15 protein-coding genes, 3 tRNA genes and 6 pseudogenes are annotated in these 20699 nt (G+C 36.9%); 10 read left to right on the forward strand and 14 right to left on the reverse strand.

Going from position 1 to position 20699, the window contains the following annotated elements; genetic code table 11:
- Positions 1 to 290 precede the first annotated feature (290 nt).
- The 11 genes and pseudogenes from ACFIMG_RS00785 to ACFIMG_RS00835 form a co-directional block, all read right to left on the reverse strand.
- Positions 291 to 868 (reverse strand): annotated as a pseudogene (locus ACFIMG_RS00785) (hypothetical protein).
- A gap of 3 nt (positions 869 to 871) precedes the next feature.
- Positions 872 to 1191 (reverse strand): annotated as a pseudogene (locus ACFIMG_RS00790) (hypothetical protein).
- Positions 1192 to 1358: 167 nt separating this feature from the next.
- Positions 1359 to 1690, reverse strand: a pseudogene (locus tag ACFIMG_RS00795) (type II toxin-antitoxin system PemK/MazF family toxin).
- A complete protein-coding gene (locus ACFIMG_RS00800) occupies positions 1690 to 1908 on the reverse strand; it encodes an antitoxin (protein WP_375678906.1) in 219 nt (72 codons plus the stop codon). Before ACFIMG_RS00800 ends, ACFIMG_RS00795 begins: the two are co-directional and overlap by 1 nt.
- 233 nt (positions 1909 to 2141) lie before the next feature.
- A pseudogene (locus ACFIMG_RS00805) lies at positions 2142 to 2487 on the reverse strand (hypothetical protein).
- Between the two features lie 171 nt (positions 2488 to 2658).
- A complete protein-coding gene (locus tag ACFIMG_RS00810) occupies positions 2659 to 2790 on the reverse strand; it encodes a hypothetical protein (protein ID WP_375678102.1) in 132 nt (43 codons plus the stop codon).
- 421 nt (positions 2791 to 3211) lie between these two features.
- A complete protein-coding gene (locus ACFIMG_RS00815; protein WP_375678907.1) occupies positions 3212 to 3400 on the reverse strand; it encodes a hypothetical protein in 189 nt (62 codons plus the stop codon).
- A gap of 228 nt (positions 3401 to 3628) precedes the next feature.
- On the reverse strand, positions 3629 to 3874 hold the full coding sequence (locus ACFIMG_RS00820; RefSeq protein WP_375678908.1) for a hypothetical protein: 246 nt from the start codon (positions 3872 to 3874) through the stop codon (positions 3629 to 3631).
- A 198-nt stretch (positions 3875 to 4072) separates the two neighbouring features.
- Positions 4073 to 4387: pseudogene (locus tag ACFIMG_RS00825) on the reverse strand (hypothetical protein).
- Positions 4388 to 4413: 26 nt separating this feature from the next.
- Positions 4414 to 4692 (reverse strand): hypothetical protein, encoded by a 279-nt coding sequence (locus ACFIMG_RS00830; RefSeq protein ID WP_375640989.1) that lies wholly within the window; start codon positions 4690 to 4692, stop codon positions 4414 to 4416.
- 222 nt (positions 4693 to 4914) lie between these two features.
- A tRNA-Leu gene (locus ACFIMG_RS00835) sits at positions 4915 to 5000 on the reverse strand.
- A gap of 146 nt (positions 5001 to 5146) precedes the next feature.
- On the opposite strand from ACFIMG_RS00835, the gene ilvA reads away from it, so the two are divergent.
- The 4 genes and pseudogenes from ilvA to dnaB form a co-directional block, all read left to right on the forward strand.
- The gene (gene ilvA, locus ACFIMG_RS00840; RefSeq protein ID WP_375678909.1) at positions 5147 to 6424 is read left to right on the forward strand and encodes a threonine ammonia-lyase IlvA; all 1278 of its coding nucleotides are present in this window, start codon (positions 5147 to 5149) and stop codon (positions 6422 to 6424) included.
- Positions 6425 to 6459: 35 nt separating this feature from the next.
- Positions 6460 to 6990 carry a hypothetical protein gene (locus ACFIMG_RS00845; protein ID WP_375607472.1) on the forward strand — a complete coding sequence of 177 codons (531 nt, stop codon included), beginning with the start codon at positions 6460 to 6462 and terminating at the stop codon, positions 6988 to 6990.
- A 289-nt stretch (positions 6991 to 7279) separates the two neighbouring features.
- Entirely contained in the window at positions 7280 to 8662 is a 1383-nt protein-coding gene (locus ACFIMG_RS00850; RefSeq protein WP_375678910.1) for a DEAD/DEAH box helicase, read from the forward strand.
- 1178 nt (positions 8663 to 9840) lie between these two features.
- A pseudogene (dnaB, locus tag ACFIMG_RS00855) lies at positions 9841 to 10713 on the forward strand (replicative DNA helicase); the annotation flags it as partial.
- Between the two features lie 221 nt (positions 10714 to 10934).
- On the opposite strand, the gene ACFIMG_RS00860 reads toward dnaB, so the two are convergent.
- A tRNA-Asn gene (locus ACFIMG_RS00860) sits at positions 10935 to 11009 on the reverse strand.
- A gap of 184 nt (positions 11010 to 11193) precedes the next feature.
- Here ACFIMG_RS00860 and ACFIMG_RS00865 point away from each other — a divergent pair.
- The 6 genes from ACFIMG_RS00865 (at position 11194) to ACFIMG_RS00890 (ending at position 19120) form a co-directional block, all read left to right on the forward strand.
- Positions 11194 to 11267 (forward strand) — tRNA-Cys (locus tag ACFIMG_RS00865).
- Positions 11268 to 11487: 220 nt separating this feature from the next.
- A complete protein-coding gene (locus ACFIMG_RS00870) occupies positions 11488 to 12162 on the forward strand; it encodes a protein-L-isoaspartate O-methyltransferase (protein WP_375678912.1) in 675 nt (224 codons plus the stop codon).
- A gap of 66 nt (positions 12163 to 12228) precedes the next feature.
- Positions 12229 to 13521 carry a TolC family outer membrane protein gene (locus ACFIMG_RS00875; protein WP_375678913.1) on the forward strand — a complete coding sequence of 431 codons (1293 nt, stop codon included), beginning with the start codon at positions 12229 to 12231 and terminating at the stop codon, positions 13519 to 13521.
- A 249-nt stretch (positions 13522 to 13770) separates the two neighbouring features.
- On the forward strand, positions 13771 to 14325 hold the full coding sequence (locus ACFIMG_RS00880; RefSeq protein ID WP_375678915.1) for a DUF2497 domain-containing protein: 555 nt from the start codon (positions 13771 to 13773) through the stop codon (positions 14323 to 14325).
- 137 nt (positions 14326 to 14462) lie between these two features.
- Positions 14463 to 17186 (forward strand): valine--tRNA ligase, encoded by a 2724-nt coding sequence (locus tag ACFIMG_RS00885; protein WP_375678916.1) that lies wholly within the window; start codon positions 14463 to 14465, stop codon positions 17184 to 17186.
- Positions 17187 to 18328: 1142 nt separating this feature from the next.
- The gene (locus tag ACFIMG_RS00890) at positions 18329 to 19120 is read left to right on the forward strand and encodes a tetratricopeptide repeat protein (protein ID WP_375678917.1); all 792 of its coding nucleotides are present in this window, start codon (positions 18329 to 18331) and stop codon (positions 19118 to 19120) included.
- A 103-nt stretch (positions 19121 to 19223) separates the two neighbouring features.
- On the opposite strand, the gene ACFIMG_RS00895 is transcribed toward ACFIMG_RS00890, so the two are convergent.
- Together ACFIMG_RS00895 and ACFIMG_RS00900 are read right to left on the reverse strand one after the other, a co-directional pair.
- Complete coding sequence (locus ACFIMG_RS00895) at positions 19224 to 19970, reverse strand: amino acid ABC transporter ATP-binding protein (RefSeq protein ID WP_273791447.1); 747 nt, start codon at positions 19968 to 19970, stop codon at positions 19224 to 19226.
- A gap of 11 nt (positions 19971 to 19981) precedes the next feature.
- On the reverse strand, positions 19982 to 20698 hold the full coding sequence (locus ACFIMG_RS00900) for an amino acid ABC transporter permease (protein ID WP_375607440.1): 717 nt from the start codon (positions 20696 to 20698) through the stop codon (positions 19982 to 19984).
- Position 20699: the final 1 nt, after the last annotated feature.

Here is a 20699-nt window from a genome sequence, read left to right on the forward strand (position 1 = left end):
AGAAAACGTTTCACATACTGTACAGTGTACATATTGAAATTGTTATTTATCAATGAGTTAAGTGTACAATGTACAGTCAAATTGAAAATTCTGTCGCTAGCGATAGTTTGCGCTCGCCTGCCCCGCAACGAAGCCAACCCGCTGGGAAGTACCTTCTACATTGATTTTATTACGTTTTTTTTGAAAAAACAAAGCATAAATGATGATCTTTTTTTAAAATTGCAATAAGAATATGTAATGCTTAAACTCATAAGGATATGTAAGATATAGATAAAGCTTGAGAACATGATCTAGCCTTTCTTATTAGCAGCGTATTCTTGACGTTTAAGTTGTCTCTGTGTGTTTTCGGTTAATCTTTCATTGGCATATTGTGCAATAGCACTTGCAATCTCTGGCTTTGACATAACTTTAGCAATTGATGGTCCTTCTCGTTTTGCAATGGGAAATTTATCCCCATTTACTCTTTGAAACACATTCCCTCCCATTTTCAATTCAACACGCTTTGGAAAACTGCCTCCCTTGATAAAACCATGGGGTAAGATTTCTTGTTTCCCAAACATTTTGTAAGTTACGCCGCGTTTTGTTTCTCTTGCTTGAAAAAATTTAAGAGGTATCGGTGTTCCAGAACCAATGATATCTGTCTCGAGAAGCTTTGCTGTAGCCTTTTCTTTAATATAAATACCTTGCTTAACATGCTTTGATTGGGCAGATGTAACATCGGCAATTTGCTTTTCAGTAAAGCGTTCGACTGTTTTGCTGCGGTGTTTAGAGCATTACGCACAGCCCAATTAAGGCGTGGTGCTTGAAGACTGGTGAAGGTATCCTTCACCTGTTGAAGATACCATTTTGGGTAGATGATTAACTTCAACGTCTAAGCCTTTTTAAGAGTAGGTGTTGATGATTGAGAGACCTTAGATGCTTTTGGTTTTTCGAGTAAGGTTTCCTCTGTTACTGTTTCAGATGATATTTGGTTGGGTTCTTTTTCTACTTGCTTAATGTGTTCAATTGTCTTGTCGGGTTTTATTTTTGTTTGAATATCAACAAAAGGTTTTGAGCATTGGCGCGCTTGAGACGTGCGTAGACCTGATTAGAAACTTCAACAAATGGATTATTGGGGGGTAATGGTTCAAAGCGAACAGCGCTTTTATTGTCTCCAACAACACACATTGACGTAGTGATGACAGTTTTCATCATTGCTCCTTTTGAGTCATAATTAATGACATCATTAGTCAATTATTGATTTTTATTCTGTGAAAAATTGATTAGCTGATTGTCAGCAGAAAAAAATCATGATCTTATGCTTTTTTACTTTTTACCTAAAGTTGGTGTTTTTAAACATTTAAAAGTGTAGAAAAAATTCAAGTAAGAAATGTTGATAACCTTGCTAAGACTTCATCCATAATTATATATGGAATAGTTTCCATTCTTTTTCCATTACGCGCTACTATATCTAAAGCACGCGGTTGGTCACAGCGTATCACACCTGTTGTATGCAGCCCTGTTCCCACCAATGAAACAGCAAAGCCTGCTATTCTAGCAAAATTTCCTCCACTCGTAATGGGCAAAACAATGGGTGTTTTTGTTAAACGATTAAACGCCTCCGGTGACACAATCAGTACAGGACGCGTTCCTTTTTCTCATAGACAGAGGTTGGGTCAAGCGATACAAACCAAATTTTACCCCGCTTCATTACAAGAGCTCTCTGCCAATAAGCTTAGCATCAAACCACTCTACATCTTTATCCGCAAAATCGTCCGAAGGATTACATTCGGCTAACAATTCTTCAAGAGTGTAATTTTGCGATATTTGTGATTTCACAACCAATTGTCCATTATCAATAGCCAAACCCACTTGCATATTTTCAGTAAGATGAAGAACATCAAACAATGCAGGCGGTATAGAGAGCATAACGGATCCTCCAACTTTACGTAATTTTGTTGTGCATAAAACGCCCTCTCTAATATTAGATAAAAATATAACATAAAGCCCATGATTCAATAGCTTTTTATGCTTTTGTGTAAATGTTTAAGAAGCGCATTTAGAGCAATACGCAATATACTCTGAATAAAGTCAATATTTTTTTAATTTCTGAAAAACATAAAAATATAAAAGTTATAATACCAAACAAGGCTCTTAGCTGCTTATCTGTAAACATATTTATTTCTTGCGGTTTTCGATAATTTTTTTATCTCTCTGTTGATCTCGTCTATAAGAGGTTCGTAATTGAGAATGCTTTTCGGAATATCACCACCGTAAACCCATGCTTTTACTTGCGCTTTGGTACTAAAATCCGCATTCTTAGGTGTTTTGTAATACTGACCACCATCAAACTTTTCACACTCTCTTGTGCCGTCTTCGTATTCGTAGAGGTTGTAAAAATACTCCTCTGTCCCATCCCCCATGGGGCATACCCACTGCCGTTGCAACAAACCTCTTTCGCATGGGTTGTTTACGGTTTTTTAAGAATAGATGTTTTAAAATGAACATACTTTAATCCTAATTTTACAAATTTGTCTATTTGCCTCAAATTTGACCGTACAGAGCGTTTTATATGATAGGTTTTTTATCATAAAATCTTTAAATCACTCTGTACGGTGCCATTTTGTCGATTTAAATGCACATCCAATCACAAAACGATCAGCAATTTTCACTAGTTTGCTAACCTGCAATGTTTTTCACTTGCTTTTCAACCAACGTGAGTGGTCTTGAATTCTCTCTCATTGCCTTTTCTTTCAGCCTTTTTTCACGGGTGTTCAAAACAGCCTTGCGTACAAGATTGGCTTTTGTCAAAAGACTATTTTCCAAATCACGACATAATCTTACTAACTCACGAGTGCTTGGAAAAAACGTATCCGATAAATCTTCTACCTCATCGCATAAAATCCCCGTTTAACCGTTTTTATGAGTGACCACGCAGAAACACTTTCCAAAAACATTCCATAGGTAAGCGCTATACCTTCATGATCTGTCTGTTGCGAAATTTTTTAAACCACACGAAAGCATCCGAATTGCCTTGGCTATGTCCTCTTTACTCACTTTTATTGAAAACAATTCGTGAAGTTGATCACACGCTTCTAAGGCAATCGCTTCCTGCTGTTGTGTCAATGCTTGCCACTTTTCAAAACTAAAGGAAACTCCGGAGCTATCATCTCGTGAATGTGTTTCAAAGTGACCTCGAGGCCCGATATCAAGGATGCTGTCTGAGATGCGTTCATCTACACTTTTTTGCCTTTAAGAGTGATTTTCCATAGTTTTTTCCGTTCTCTAAATCCTCGATAGCTTTTTGCACCCAGTTGCGCCACATTGCTTTCCAATCCGTTTTGCGTGCATCTTTGCCTGTTCTAGCTTTCCAATAATCTCGAAATTTTGCCATTTCGGCTTTGACACGCTCTGGAGGCAATCCCTCTTCGATTGCGAAATCATAAACAGGTTCGAAATCATCAGGGGTACGACAGCCACTGTCATTTCTAACCCGTTTAGCTTTTTTCGTAATGTTCTCTTGCTCGTGAATGGAAGGTTGGTTTTCTACACCCGTTTCGATTTGCTCTGATGTGGTCTCAACAGCAGCAACCTATGTTGGTTCGTCAACCTGTTCGTTTGTTTCTAAATTTTCAGAAGCAGTTTTTTGCTAAAATGATAGTTTTAGTTTATATATATTCTTATTCTGGTTCTTTATAGCTTGATTTTGCTTAGCGTTTGCTTCAGAAAAATCATTAAAATGTTTTTTATAGCGTTTTTTATTGTACACCTTTTTTCCAGCCTCACTATGAATTTGCGATATGTGCACTTTTTTATCAGTAAAATCTTTTAGCTCTTCTTCAACGCGCGTATTCGACAAACCATTATCTTTCTCAATATGTTTATCATTCTTCATGAGATATTCGACAATAGTTACAAACTTTTTTGCGAGCAATTGCAAGCGCGGGCAAGCATTTCAAAATCTGTTTTAATTGGTGCTTTTTTGTCATACATGCGAATGAAAAGCGTTATATAAATGCCCCTTTGTTCTCATGTCATTCCATCTATCTCACTGTTCCAGTCATTCAAAAGGAATCTTATCCATGGCATTGCATTAGACATGCGCATTCCCTTCTTTAACTAAATATAAAATTGCTAAAGCATTTGCTTCGTTGTCATCTTTTGGATTGTATTCTTTTGCACACACCGTCTTAATCATCTCTTCTTGTGAGGCATTGACTTTATCTGTTGTGATCTTCATTTTTGTAAGCCATTGCTGAAAACGCAAATAGCGCATACTATCGCCTTTAAAACGAAAAAATTCAAAATTGACAAGTGCCACTTGTTATACTGCTGTCTACACGAGAAATCGCCCAGCCTGTCTTAGATCTAGATCAAGGCAGAGAACGGTTTGTGTATTGATAATCATCTTCCCCCATGAAGGCTGTTGCGTATTTATATGTGCGCTATGACAGAGCGTGTTGTGATTGCTTGTCTTGAAAAAATGGTCGTGAGAAAGTACTTGAAACTACTTTTGGGCCAATTTTTTACTGCCATTCGAGGAAAAATAATCTTAGAAGCAGTTGATTTTCGAATTAACTCTTCTTGTTTTTGAATCACATCTTTTTGTGCACGTATTATTTCAGCTTCTTTATCTATTATTTTGTCTTTTGCATCTATCTCTTTTCTGAGCTTTTGCGTCGTTTTACAAGAGTCATGAAGAGTATAAGCCAATCCCAAATTAGCAATATTGATTGCCTCTCCATCCTATAAAGACGAGGAGGAGGTCAAAGTGCTAAAAAGGTACCTCAAAAAGCAGCAATGATTCGTATTTTAGTACCACCGCGGTGCCGTCTTATAGCGTTATAATAAAGTTACGAAAGGTGGTTTAGAAGGTGCTTTAATTTTTTTTGATTTTTAATAAATCATTGGAAAATAAGAGAGATTAAGATAATCTGGTGCGGACGGCGGGACTTGAACCCGCAAGGTCTTCGACCGGCAGATTTTAAGTCTGCTATGTTTACCGTTTTCATCACGTCCGCGATGTGAGTTCTCTCATAAGCTATATCTTTTATTGAATCAAGAATTAATGACAAAAGAAACATTTTTCATTTTTTAGTGAAATTTTGACTGACAATAGTTTCCTTTATCGATAGAAAAAGCTTTTATAATGTAAATAAAGTATGAAATGATTAGTGTTATGAGTCAATTTATTCAAGACGTCACAAAAGCTATGGTGGGATTGCATCACGTGTTTGCTGAAACACCACTTCAAAGAAATGATTTTCTTAGTCAAAAGTATGATGCAGAAATTTATTTAAAGCGTGAAGATTTAACACCGGTGCGGTCTTATAAGATTCGTGGTGCTTTCAATTTTGTTTCAGAAATGCTTAGCTGTATATCACCAGATTCTGCATTTGTTTGTGCTTCAGCGGGGAATCACGCGCAAGGGGTTTCTTTTGTTTGTCGTTATTTTAAACGTAAAGGCGTGATTTTCATGCCTATGACAACGCCACAACAAAAAATTGAAAAAACACGTATTTTTGGTAAAGAATTCATTGATATTCGTTTGGTTGGTGAAACATTTGATCAATGTTATGAAGCTGCGCAATCCTTTGTTGTAGAGAGCGGTGGTGTAATGGCTCCACCTTTCGATGATATTCGCATTATTACAGGGCAGGCAACAGTGCTTTGTGAAGCTGCTTTACAATGGAAAAAACTCAATGGAGAAAGTGAGCCAGATTTGATGATTGTGCCGGTAGGGGGTGGTGGTTTGGCAAGTGGAGTGAGCAAGTTTTTACATGAATATGGTTGGAAAACAAAGCTTCGTTTTGTTGAGCCACAAAGAGCTGCAAGTTTGCTTGCTTGTTTGGAGAGTGGAAAACGCGTCAAGCTTGAAAGCATTGACACTTTTGTAGATGGTGCTGCTGTGGCTGAAATTGGTGCTCTAAACTATACAATTCTAAAGCAATTTCCCCCTGATTCTGTCATTACGGTTCCTGAAAACCGCGTTTGTTCTACGATGGTTGAAATGCTTAATGTTGAAGGTGTGGTTCTGGAACCGGCTGGTGCTTTATCGATTGATGCGCTTAACAGTATTCCTCCTCAAGAGTTAAAGGGGAAAAAAATTCTTCTCGTTATTTCAGGAGGTAATTTTGATTTTGAGCGTTTGCCAGAAATTAAAGAGCGTTCTTTACGTTTCCAAGGGTTGAGAAAATATTTTATTTTTAGTTTTCCGCAACATCCTGGTGCATTGCGTCATTTTCTTTCCACATTATCACCAGATGATGATATCGTACGTTTTGAATATCTTAAAAAGTCAGCGAGAAACTTTGGTTCTGTATTGGTTGCGATTGAAACAAAAAAATACGGTAATTTTCGTCTTTTAGAGGAAAAATTTCAAGCGTTAGGTTGGCGTTATCGTGATATTACTGATGATCAAACGTTATTTGATTTTGTTATTTGAGAAACTGAAATTTTACTAAAACAAGAAGTATAATGATGAAACCTATTTTTTATTCGGTGCTGAGTCTATTTTTCTTTTTGATTGTTAATCAACAGAGTTTAGCATCTCAGCCAACAATAGTACAAAAAGATGAACTTTCAAGAGTCGTTGTTGATGTCAATAATGCTATAAAAAATGGGGATTTTATGCCTATTTCTCGTTATATGCCTGAGCGGCTTTATAAAGAGATGGCACATCGATTGAATACAACAGAGAGTGCTTTACGTAGTGATTTTCTTCAACAGTTGCATAAGAAATTTGAGGGGTTGCCTTCTGGTGCTTATTATTTAGATAAAGAAAATATAGAGTATTTACAAACTGATAACGGTACTTTGTATGCTTTAATTCCAACAGTTCTTGAGATGAAAGATCGCATCATTCAATATAAAACTTTGGCGATTTTTGATAAAAACCAATGGTATTTAATTTATGGCGGTCAAAAAACTTTACAAAATCCAGTTTTTCTCGAGATTTATCCTGATTTTATCAAGGTACATTTACCGATGGACACAATCATCAAAAAGTAAACGATCTAAATATTGTTTTATTCATGATAAATGTATTTCGTAAAGTTCTTGCTTTTTTATCATAATCCAAAGATAATAGAGGTGAAGGCATTTAGGCTGGTTTGTTGGCTTTTTGTAAAGTGAAGTTTATACGCCTTTATCTTGATTTCAAGGTGTTCATAAGTTGCGCAAGCCGCTTTTTAGGCGTTGCTTCATTTAAAATGTCAGGGATTTCTCTTGCGCGGATTCTTGAGTGGAGAGTTCAGATGGTTACTTCTTTTGAGTTCTTCAGCTAAGGAAAGATTTTATTTTGCCTATAAAAGAAGAAAATGTTTTTACAAAGTTAGGTTTACCTACTCTTTTGATTAAAAATTTACTCATTGCTGGGATGAGTAAACCTAAACCTATACAAGAACAAGCTATTCCAGTGATGTTGAAAGGACACGATATTTTAGGTGTTGCTCAGACAGGCTCTGGAAAAACCTTGGCATTTGGTTTACCTATTTTAAGTCAGATTTTGGCTTTGGGTGATAAACGCTGCCCTAAAACTGCACGCGCTTTGATTTTAGCTCCAACGCGTGAACTTGCTGTGCAGATTGATGAAACGATTCGCACTACGGCGAAAGGAGCACATCTTTCAACATGTCTTATTTTTGGGGGCGTATCACGTTTAAAACAAATTAAACGTATGGAAGCAGGTGTGGATGTTTTGATAGCGACTCCAGGGCGTTTGAGAGATCTTGTTCGTGAAAAGTGTGTTGATCTTTCCCAATCTCGTTTTTTGATTTTGGATGAAGCAGATCGTATGTTGGATATGGGTTTTATTCATGATGTTAAGCAAATTGCAAAGCTTTTGCATCAAGAGCGTCAGACAGCACTCTTTTCTGCAACAATGCCGAGGGAAATTGCTGTGCTTGCAAAATGTTTACTCAATGATCCGGTTAAAATTGAAGTTGTTCCTCAAGGTACTACGGCTGTAGAGATTTGCCAAAAATTATATTGTGTTCCTACGAATGAAAAAAAGAATGTTTTAAGTCAACTTTTGACAAATCCAGCTTTTGATTCGGTTATTGTTTTTACTCGAACGAAACATGGGGCAGATGCTGTCACACGTAGTTTAGAAAAGGTAGGATATTTAGTCGCAACAATTCATGGAAATAAATCACAAGGTGCTCGCCAGTCTGCTTTAAAAGCTTTTCGTGAAAGATCTGTGCAGATCCTAGTGGCAACAGATATTGCTGCACGCGGTATTGATATACCAGGGATAAGCCACGTTATTAATTACGACTTACCAGATGAAGCTGAAAGTTATGTACATCGTATTGGTCGTACAGGACGTAATGGTGCATCTGGTGTAGCACTTACGCTTTTTGATGAGAAGGTAGAAAGGTCCCGCTTGCGTGCTATAGAGCGCTTGATTCGTATGAAATTGGTGGCTGAGGCTGTTCCAGAACAATTTGCAGCGTTTCCAGAAAAGCCAATTGTACGAGAAAGTAAAGAAAAAGAAAACGATAAGGAACGCCGTTTTAAAAAATCTAAACGTCAAAAACAGTTTTTAGGTCGAAAAGATGATACCGCACAGTTGCAGCGGAAGAATTCTTCACCTCAAAATGAGAGGCATAAAAAAGCAAAAACAGTAGTAAAGCGTGCAAAGCCTCTTCGTTTTCGAAAATCAGTTAAGAGGGCTGCTTAGATAAAGTCTTGAAAAAAGATCATGTACTGGAGATTTTTTACTTTTGTTGATTTATTCTCAATTGAAAAGAGCTATAAAATACTCTTGTCAAAGTAAGAAGATCCTTTAGAGGTTTTCATTTTTTAGAAATGAAAACTTCTAACTTTTTGGATTTATTAAAAATCTTTATTGTAGAGGAAATTATTTATTTGCTTTATTCCTATTTTTTTAATGGGAATAAAAGTAGATTTTATTTATATAAAACTATTTTTATAAAGGATGTGTTTTATCTTTAATGATAACTTTTAATTTTAAAAATTGATGTCTAATAATAACGCATTGTTTTATAATTTAATAATTCATTATATCGTATTTTTTTCATTTTTAAGTTATTTATGCGGATCAATCAAAAGTATTCGCTTGCACGTAATGTGTGAAGTTGTCATATAGATAATCATTTGAAAAATAAATAAAATAATTTTTATAAACTCTTTCCAAGGCAATGGGGGATTGCTGAGATTGAGAGTTGGAAAATAGTACGATGGTATGGCTTTTATTATAAATAAAGATGGGGCTGACCAATCGATTTCATTTTATACCATTTACGGGTGTCATTGTGAAAGAGTCTTGGCGGATTTAAGAGATATCTCTTTAAAAAAGCATGTGACTGCATAATACAATAGCGAGAATATCATGATTTCTGAAGGCTTTCTCAGGATTCTTAACAATTTAGCTCGTTATCTTGGTTTTTACTGTAAAACTATTATTTGGGGGATATAAAGTATTTGGGGGATATAAAATCTATAAGATTTTATGTATTAAATGTTTTATGACAGTGTGGTGAACAAGGCAAGGTTGTTTGTAAAGCGTTGAAGTGGTTAGCAGGAGAAATAACCTGTTAGATAAGACGTCGGAGTGTTTACAGACTTGTTTTATGTTTTTTTGCTTTTAGGATGGGGAGGAGGTTATGTGGGGTGTATGGAGATAATATATGACCTTGATTGTTGTTTCTTTCATTTTTCAAAATGATTGCTTCATGAGCAGGTTTTTAAGTTTAATTCCTTTATTGAGTACAAATCATTCTTTCTTTGGAAAAAAATATATGAGACCGATTCATTGCTGATGGAGCTTAATAATTCATCTCTGATGAAAGAAATCGTAATTTATAATGTGCAAATAATTGCAGTGTCCTCTTATAAAGGCTTTCAGGGATAGCTACCCATATCAAAACCCTTGATGAGAAAATGGGAGGGTTACAAGCATCTGATTTAATTATCCTTGCGGGGCGCCCTGCTATGGGGAAAACCTCTCTGGCGACTAATATTGCTTTTAATATTGCCAATGCTTGCAAGCGTCATGATAACAGCCAAGCCAATGAAGGGGGCATTGTAGGTTTCTTCTCACTTGAGATGTCAACTGAACAGCTTGCAACTCGTATTATCTCAGAGCAAATAAAGGTTTCTTCTTCTGATATGCGCCGTGGTAATATCTCAGAAGAGCAATTTGCAAAAATTATTCACGCAATGCGTTCCTTACAAACAATCCCTCTTTATATTGATCAAACGGGTGGTGTATCCCTTGCACAATTGTCCGCCCGTGCAAGGCGTCTGAAACGACAACATGGTCTAGATGTCTTGATTATTGATTATATCCAACTCATGACAAGTGGTTCAAAGCGTTCATTAGAAAATCGCGTTCAAGAAATTACAGCCATTACCACCGGATTAAAAGCACTTGCAAAAGAACTCAATATTCCCATCATTGCTCTCTCTCAACTTTCGCGTCAAGTTGAAAATAGAACAGATAAACGTCCACAATTATCCGATTTACGTGAATCTGGTTCAATCGAGCAAGATGCCGACATTGTTCTGTTTGTTTATCGTGAAGAATACTATCTCAAAAATGAAGAACCCAAAGAAGGCACTGCTGAGTATAGCAAGTGGCAAGAGGCAATGGAGCAAGCCAAGGGTAAAGCCGAGGTTATTATAGCAAAACAACGCCATGGTCCGACAGGAATCGTTCCCCTTGCCTTTCAATCCGATTTTACACGCTTTAGTGATCTGGAAAAATAGGAGCAGAAAAATGCGTTAAAGAGNATCTTTAAAACTCTTTGAGAAAAAATAAATTGGTACAAAACCTAGTGGCAAATTATACAAAACCTGCTGGCAAGCTACACGGAGGATATTGCGTTTCTACTTTATTGCAAAAATCCTATTCCATTACTTTTATTAACGAATCCCTCATGTCTAAAAACTTTAGAAAAAACAATAAACTACGTGGAATAAAAGAAAAGTGGCTCCCCGGGCCGGATTCGAACCAGCGACCAACCGGTTAACAGCCGGTTGCTCTACCGCTGAGCTACCGGGGAACGGTGCCCAATCATCTCATTGAAAAGGCTATAGCAAAGCAATACTGATTTGCAAAGGATAAAATTACTTTTTTTAAAAAAATATGATAAATTGTGTAATAAGAGGAAAAAAGGCGAGAGAAGATTTCTATACCTTGACGGATGCGTTGCCTTCCCTTATTGAAACCTTTATGTTTGTTGACGAGGCCTCGTGGCGGAATGGTTACGCAGAGGACTGCAAATCCTTGTATCCCGGTTCGATTCCGGGCGAGGCCTCCAGCCGATTTTAAACGAAACGGCTTTTAAGGGAGATGAGGTATAGGAAAATAGATTATTTCCCTCTATTCTTGTGAAGACACTTTTGTATGAGAGATTATACAGTTAAAATCTAATTGTTGACTGTAGCATCCTTTTTTGTAACGCCCATAGTTTAAGAGATCTTTATCCCTTATTATCGCTGTTTTGTTTGTTTTTTGTAGGTTAGGAGAAAATATTCGTTATGGTTGCAGATTTTGCTGAGCTTCGTCGCAAAATGGTTGACAATCAAATTCGTACAGTCGATGTAACGGATTTATCAGTTCTTGAAGCTTTTTTAACGGTGTCTCGTGAAGATTTTGTATCGGAAGATATGAAAGTGTTAAGTTATCTTGATACCGATATTGTTCTATGTCCAGAGCAAGATGGGGTTCCTGCACGCTATTTGATGAAACCTGCATCTCTAGCGAAATTACTACAGCTTGCCGCTTTAAAATCATCAGATGTTGTTTTAGATATTGGTGCAAATAGTGGTTATTGTGCAGCGTTGCTTGCAAAACTTGCAGGGTCTGTGATTGCGCTGGAAAGTAATAAATCTCTCTTTGAATGTGCTCTTGAAGCTTTAGAACGTAATCAATGTGATAATGTGGTTGTCGTTCATGGTCCATTAGAGCAAGGATATGCTGTTGAGGGACCTTATGACGTGATTTTCATTGAGGGATCTGTTGATTTTATTCCTCAAGGTATCTTTGATCAAATGAAAGACTGTGGACGTCTTGTGGTGGTTGAAGGGTATGGAAATGCTGCTGTTGCACAAATCTATATAAAAGAAGATGGGATCATCTCGGCTCGTCGTGCTTTTAATCTCGCTGTAAAGCCTCTTCCTTGTTTTTTCAAAACACCTGGTTTTGTGTTTTAGTGCTTGTTTGTTTTGTGAATAAAAGATAATTTTGTAATTTATTTGGGGTTTGTTATTGTGTGTATTATGTTTAGAGTAAACAAGAAGTTTCAGGCGTGTTTATTGCTGGTGTTGAGTGTTTTACTATCAGAGACTGTTTGTGCTGAAACATTGATGGATGCCTTTTCTAAGGCTTATAAATATAATGCTAAGTTGAATAGTGAACGTGCAGCTGTGCGTATATCCAGTGATGATGTTGTCATTGCGCGATCGGGGCTATTGCCACAAGTTGAGGGGGTTGGGAACTATGGGCGCAATAAGTCTTTTACAGGTCCTTATGTCACTTCTGGATCTATAGGAGTGAGATTAAATCAAAGATTATTTGATGGTTTTATCACGCAAAATATCTTTTCTTCAGCTCAAGTTAAGTTGCAGGCCCAGCGTGAATATCTTCGTAATGTTGAACAAAATACGTTTCTGGAGGCGGTGACCGCTTATGCTAATGTCTATCACGCACGTCGTGTTGCCGATCTTCGGAGAGAAAATTTGGCAGCTCTTGAGGAACAAGTTCGTTCAAATAAAGCAAAATTTGATGTGGGTGAAGGAGGGCATGTTGATCTTGCTCAAGCTCAAGCTGCACGTTCCGTGGCGGTTTCAGAGCTGAGTCTTGCTCGTTCTGATGTAAAAGCAGCAGAGGCAGTGTATCGACAAGTTATTGGTTCTGATCCTGAAAAGTTAAAACGCCCACCTCTAGCCAAAGATTTTCCCGTCAACCTTGATATGGCTTACCAAATGAGCGTTGTGATGCATCCAGCAATCCTTTATGCTAAATATTTAGTCGATGCGAGTGTTTATAATGTAAAGGCGAAAGAAGGGGCATTGCTCCCTAAAGTTGATTTTTCTGCAACTGCATCTTATAATCGAATCTACAGCGGGATTGGAGAAGATGGCGTTTCTAAATCGATAGGGTTGTCAGTAAGTGTCCCAATCTTTGAAGGAGGGCGTACGTCTGCGCAAATTCGCCAATCAAGGGAACAGCTTGGACAGGCGCAGCTTCAACTCGATTTGGCGCATAGTAATACGCGACAAGCACTTACTTCTGCTTGGTTTCAGTTGGAGGGCGCACGCTCATCTGTTGTTGCTTACCGTGAAAGTGTTCGTGCTGCTGAAATTGCTCTGAAAGGTCGTGTTCAAGAAAATCGCGTAGGGCAAGCAACGACGCTGGATGTTTTAAATTCTCGTACTCTATTGATTAATGCTCAGATTGCGCTTGCAATGGCAGAGCGTAATGCTGTTGTGGCGAGCTATAGTGTTCAATCTTCTATTGGTAAATTGACTGCAAGTTATTTAGGTTTAAAAACAATTAAATATATCCGATAATACATAAAAGTATCTCTTTAATCTTAAATTATTTTAGTTTTTAAAAGATTAGTAAATCAACAGTTGAATATGTTAAAAAATATTGCGGCGAGATATTATCTTTATAAAGTGTAGAAAACTGTGTGTAGCGCCCTCTTTATGACAAGCATATTTGAAAATATCGTGGGAGGCATGTTGATCTTATAATTCTTTTGCATACACTGAAAATATGATTCTATTTGTTGTTGCGTCTTTGAGAGGTTGTAAAGTATGGTACAGAGTTCAAGCGTGTTACGTGAGCCAAGTATGGATGAAATTTTAACATCTATTCGTGAAATAATCGAAGAAAATGCGGTTCAATCTGATCACTTTTTAAATGAAGATGTTGCAGTGAATGCTTCAGAAGTGGCATCCGAGGGTATTTATGATACAACCTTATCGGTTGATGATGCTATGAAAGCTTTAGCTGATCGTATTGGTCTTTCTTCTGAAAATCAAGGAGGGAAGATAACGCAAGAGAAAGAGGATATAGAGGCAGAAAATAATACAGTTGGTATGGATATGCAAAAGATGAAGCTTTCTTCTGAAGAACGGAATTCTGTTTATAAAGCAAAAGAATATGAAGATGAGATAAGGAAATCACAGTCAGACGCAGGAAGGGATGGTCATGTGGAATTGTCTGCATATTGTATTTCTTCTGCAGAAAAGATTGCAAAGGATGTGTTGCGTCCTGCTATAGAAGAATGGTTACAGTCTAAATTGCCTATTTTGCTGGAAGATATTTTGCGTGAAGAGATTGTGAAGGCGATTAAAAAATCGTCTTAATTATTTTTATGTTTTTCATTTTATGGGGATTTTGTTTGCGATTTTGCGAGCTCTCTAGTGAATGACTGAGATTCACGAGATTCTGATCAGGTTTTGATCATATATTGTGTTTTTCAGCGGCGTTATGGATGGATAGAATGTTAGAAAAAAACTATGATGCTTCCTCTATAGAGCAACGAGTTGCAAAGAGATGGGAGACTCGTGGGGCTTTTAAAGCGGGAGCTGGTTCTAAAAGCGATGCAGAACCTTTTTGCGTTATGCTTCCACCTCCTAATGTTACAGGCTCACTTCATATGGGGCATGCGCTCAATACAACAATTCAAGATATAATAGTTAGATTTCAACGGATGCGTGGCAGAAATGTGTTGTGGCAGCCTGGTATGGATCATGCTGGGATTGCTACACAAATGGTTGTGGAGCGTCAACTTGCAGAACGCCAAGAGCCAACGCGTCAAGAAATGGGGAGAGAAAAGTTTATTGAGCGTATTTGGGAATGGCGTTATGAAACTGGAGGCGTTATTGCAAACCAGTTGCGTCGCCTTGGGGTTTCATGTGATTGGTCGCGTGAGCGGTTCACAATGGATGAGGGGTTGTCGCAGGCGGTTCGTGAAGTCTTTGTCACGCTTTATAAGCAAGGGTTGATATATAGGGATAAGCGCCTCGTCAATTGGGATCCTAAATTGTTAACAGCTATTTCAGATCTTGAAGTTGAGCAAAAAGAAGTTCAAGGACATTTGTGGCACTTTAGATATCCACTTGAAGGTAAAACTTTTGATCCAAATGATGCTACAACTTTTATAACAGTGGCGACAACACGACCAGAAACAATGCTTGGTGATACAGGAATTGCTGTTAATCCTGAAGATGAGCGTTATAAAAATCTTATCGGTAAAAATGCTCTTTTGCCGCTTGTTGGTCGTAGGTTATTAATTGTGGGTGATAGTCATGCTGATCCTGAGGCTGGAAGTGGTGCTGTAAAAATCACACCAGCTCATGACTTTAATGACTTTGAAGTAGGACAGCGTAATCATTTACGCTTGATCAATATTTTTACCCAAAAAGCCGAAATTTTTCTTCGTGAAAATGAAGCATTTTTCGATGGTTTGATTTTATCAGATGAATTAAAAGTGTTAGTAGAAAATCTCGATAAATCTGATCGTTTTGTTGCTCGCCAGAAGATTATTTCTTTGATGGAAGAACAGGGATATTTAGCTTCTGTTGATGATCATACCCATATGGTTCCTCATGGAGATCGCAGTGGTGTCCCTATTGAGCCTTTTTTGACAGATCAATGGTATGTTCATGCTGCTGAATTAGCAAAGCCAGCGATAGAGGCTGTTCAACAAGGAAAAACGCAGTTTGTTCCCGGTAACTGGAAAAAGACTTACTTCAATTGGATGCAAAATATTCAACCTTGGTGCATTTCTCGCCAATTATGGTGGGGACATCAGATTCCTGCTTGGTATGGTCCTGATGGAACGGTTTTTGTTGAAAAAAGTGAAAAAGAGGCTTTAGATTCAGCTTTTGCTCATTATGGTGAAGTTGTTGAATTAATCCGTGATCCGGATGTTTTAGATACTTGGTTTTCATCAGCTCTTTGGCCTTTTTCAACATTAGGATGGCCAAATAAAACGACTGAATTATCTACTTTTTACCCAACATCTTTATCTGTGACAGGATTTGATATTATTTTTTTCTGGGTTGCTCGTATGATGATGATGGGACTTCACTTTATAGGTGACGTTCCTTTCCCAACGGTTTATGTGCATGCTCTTGTGCGGGATCAAAAGGGCGCAAAGATGTCAAAATCAAAGGGAAATATTATTGATCCCTTAGAGCTTATTGATCAATATAGTGCTGATGCACTTCGATTTACTTTAGCTATTATGGCAGCACAAGGTCGTGATGTAAAACTTGATGTTTCCCGTATTGCTGGTTATCGTAATTTTGCTACGAAATTGTGGAATGCTACCCGATTTGCACAGATGAGTGGTGTGAAGCATGATCCAGCTTTTAAACCAGAACAAGCAAAACTGGCGCTTAATCGTTGGATTTTAACAGAGTTATCTAAAACAATTTCAGCAGTTACGACTGGTATTGAACACTATAAATTTAATGAGTCAGCTGCCACTCTTTACCGTTTCATTTGGAATACATTATGTGATTGGTATTTGGAGCTTCTCAAACCTATTTTTCAGGGGGAAAATGAAGATGCTAAAAATGAGGCTCAAGCTTGTACTGCTTGGGTTTTAGATGAAGTTTATAAACTTCTTCATCCTTTTATGCCTTATATGACGGAAGAGTTGTGGTCTCTTACAGAAACGCAAGCCATCAAGCGTGAGGATATGCTCGCATTGACAAAATGGCCAGAGGAAACATTGATAGATGAAGAAGCTGCTGATGATATTAATTGGCTTATTGATGTCGTCACAGGGATTCGGTCTGTACGTTTTGAAATGAATATTCCAGTGGCGACACAAGCACCTCTTGTTGTTGTTGAAGGAGGGGAAGTAACGCGAGAGCGTGTGAAGCGTTATGATGCACTTCTAAAAAAATTAGCGCGTATTGAAGTTATTGATTTCTCTGATAAAGTTCCGGAAATATCAGCACAAATGATTTTGGGAGAGGCTGTTTTTTGTTTACCATTAGGACAGTTGATTGATTTGGAGGCTGAACGTGTTCGTTTGAGGAAGGATGTCAGTAAAATTGAACAAGATATTGAAAAAATATCGCTTAAGTTAAACAATCCCAAATTTATAGCAAATGCAAAAGCAGAAATTGTTGAGCGTGAGCGGAACAGGGTTGTAGAACTGCGTGCAGCGCAGAAAAAAATATTTGTTGCTTTAGAGCGGTTAGATTGATTTCAACTTTTTATTTTTTTGATAGATAATTGCATACCAGTAGGGCTAGTATAGATCTTCTTTAAAAGGAAACTTTTTCTTTTGTTAGTTTTTCATGAACGATCATAAAATCTCTACTGAAATCCATTGTTTTATGTTTATCATTAAAGAGACATCTTTTAAGGCATCCAAGCCTATTCCACGACGTAGATCATGAATGGTATAACGGTAAATCTATTGAGCTTCCCTTCTTTATGCTTGTGAAGTAACAAGCGCTGGGGGCACATTCTGTCCAATATCCGGACAACCCTTAGCTCAAACCGTTCGTAAGAGGCATTTTTAGTTCTTTCTTACACAGAGTTTTTATCCACATAGCTCTCTCTGCTTGTAATGTGCAAGCGGATGGTTTTGATTAATTTAACATGGAACAGGTTTGGAATGAGAGAATCTTACGATATTCGAGGTCCTCATTCAATATGCAAAAAGGTAAATTATCATTATAAATCAAAACATTGTTTTATTTCTGTAAAATATCATCATTTAGAGTAGCAATATAAGGCATGTAAAATTACACATGTGGTATTTTTTTGTATGTAGTGGTGAGTATTCTGAGGTAGAACTTGTGTGTAAAGTATGAAGTAACCCCATGTGAAATGATGTCAGGTGCAATCCGTTAAACAAAAAGCTTGTATTGTTTATAGATTGACGGAGACAAAAAACTTCATCTTTAAGGTGGTAAGGCAGTCGTGAAGTTATAAGTTAACTATCATCATTATATTTATCCATCTTTCGTATTGTTTTTTATATTTAAACGCTTACCATTCATCATGTATTCTCTTCATTCTCAAGTTGCTGTTTAATGTACGTTATTTTATTGAACGATTTTTACTCATACGTATAAAATTTTAAGATCGATAAAGCTTAGAATGTTAAAGGATGTGTTATAAAATATAGAATGATGATTTATATTTAAAAATCAATTTGTTGTATATAAAAATGGATACTTAATTTTATCGAACATTTTGGATGATTTTTATCTATTTGTCTTTTCTTTTAAAATTTTTACTTTAAAATCGCGTATGCTTCTTACTAAGAAAAAGAGTTTAAATATCTACAAAGAAATTTGTAACAGATATAATCATTAAAATTGAGATAGGGGGGAAATGGTTAATAGGTTTCAGATATGGAAAAAAGTCACGATTGTTGTGATTTTAGGGGGATTCTTTTCGACTGTTTATGTAATAGATGTCAATAGCTTGCAAGAAGCGAATGATGGTTCGTTTTATTTTTTTAAACGTGGCATGTCTGCTTATAAAAATGGGCATATAAATCAGGCTATTGCAGCATTACGTTGTGCAGCTAAGAGAGGCCATATTGGTGCGAATTGGAAACTTGGCTCTATCTATGCAAACGGTGATGGTGTCCCTAAAAATGATTATAAGGCATATAATTTTTTTGCATATATTGTTGAAAAAGGTGCTGATCTTGGTTCAGAGGATGAAAGTTATGTTTCTGATGCATTGGTTAAACTTGCGAGATATATAAAAAAAAGTATTCCTCAATCACCTGTGAAACCTGATCCTTCTTATGCTGCTCATCTTTATATGCAGGCTGCGGTAAACTATGGAAATCCTAAAGTTCAGTATCATTTAGGAAAAATATTTTTAAAGGGAGAGGGAAGGGAGAAGAATCTTATACAAGCAGCACGATGGTTTCAACTTTCAGCAAAAAAAGGAAATCCTTCTGCCCAAGCAATGCTTGGAAATATACTGCTTCAAGAAGGAAAAATTGTCCGTGGGGCAGCAATGTTAACTGCTGCCTATGAAAAAGCTAACGTAAAAGACAAAAATTGGATTCATCCTTTGCAAGAACAGGCTTTTGCTCTTTGTAATGAATCTGAGAGACGTACAGCAATTTCACTGGTTGCTGAGATTTTAAAGAATAACAGTTTTTAAACATCTGATTGTAATATTTTTACATTCTCTCATCTTATATTAAACTCTGTTTTCTTGTATACACGTTCATAGTAAAGATAGCTTTTTTTTGATAATCTAATGGCTAATGACTTAGGATTTTAGACAAAAATTCTTGCGTTCTCGGTTTTCTTGCTTGCGGATCAGAAAAAAACTCTTTAGATGAACAGTCTTCAAGAATTGTTCCTTGATCTATGAAAATAACACGCTCAGAGACTTTTTGCGCAAATCCCATTTCATGGGTTACACAAATCATCGTCATACCTTCTTCTGCTAAGCTAATCATGACATCGAGTACTTCACCTACCATTTCAGGATCTAGAGCAGATGTTGGTTCATCAAAAAGCATGACAAGTGGATCCATAGTTAAGGCACGTGCAATAGCAACACGTTGTTGTTGCCCTCCAGAAAGTTGACCAGGATATTTATCTTTGTGTTCAATGAGGCCAACGCGTTCAAGATATAACAATCCACGTTCAAGTGCTTCTTTTTTGCTTCGTTTTAGGACTTTGATTTGTGCAATTGTCAAATTTTCTGTGACAGATAAATGGGGGAAAAGCTCGAAGTGTTGAAACACCATTCCTACCTGACTTCGCAATTTAGGCAGATTCGTTTTTTTTGAATGAACAGGTATTCCATTAATCCAAATTTCACCTTTTTGAAAAGGGACGAGAGCGTTAATAGTTTTAATGAGTGTTGACTTTCCTGAGCCTGATGGACCACAAACGACAACGACTTCTCCTTTATTAATGTTGGTTGTACAGTTTTTAAGGACTTTAATTTCGCCATACCAATTAGAAACATTTTTTATTTCGATCATATGAGTAGACATTTTTTTTCCTGTTAGCGAATAATGGATACTTTTTTTTGTAAATACAAAACTATTTGTGACAGTGTAAAACAGATAACAAAATAGAAAATAGCTGCTAAGATATAAGCTTCTTGCTTTACACCAAAATTATTAGCAGCAATATCAAAACCATTCAAAAGGCTATGACCACTGATGGCATAAACAAGGGTTGTATCCTGAAAAAGGATAATAACTTGTGTTAAAAAGACTGGAAGCATATCTCTAAAGGCTTGAGGAAGAATGACAATGTACATACTTTGCCAATATGTCATTCCAAGAGCTTGTCCTGCATATTTTTGTCCTTGCGGAACTGAATTGATTCCAGCACGCATAATCTCAGCAAAATAAGCCGTTTCAAATGCGGTAAAGGTAATGAGTGCTGATTTATTTGCACCAATGGATATACCGGTTAAAAAAGGCAGAAGCACGAAAAACCATAAGATAACCATCACAAGTGGTATTGAACGCATAGCTGTTATGTAACTGATTGCAAACCAAGAAAGAAGTTTTATGGAAGAAAGGCGCATCATTGCTAAAAGCGTACCGAAAACAAACCCCAACACCGTTGCAAAAAGAGTTAGAAAAACGCTAAAGAGTAAACCTGATAAAATGTAAGAACGAAATACATCAAAGGTAAAAAAGGAAAAATCAAAGTCGGAAAAATTGAAAGGAGAATAAAATCCAAACTGAGAGCTTATGAAATTCATCATA

The organism is Bartonella sp. AP11XZML (genome assembly GCF_042196445.1).
Classification (GTDB): Bacteria; Pseudomonadota; Alphaproteobacteria; order Rhizobiales; family Rhizobiaceae; genus Bartonella.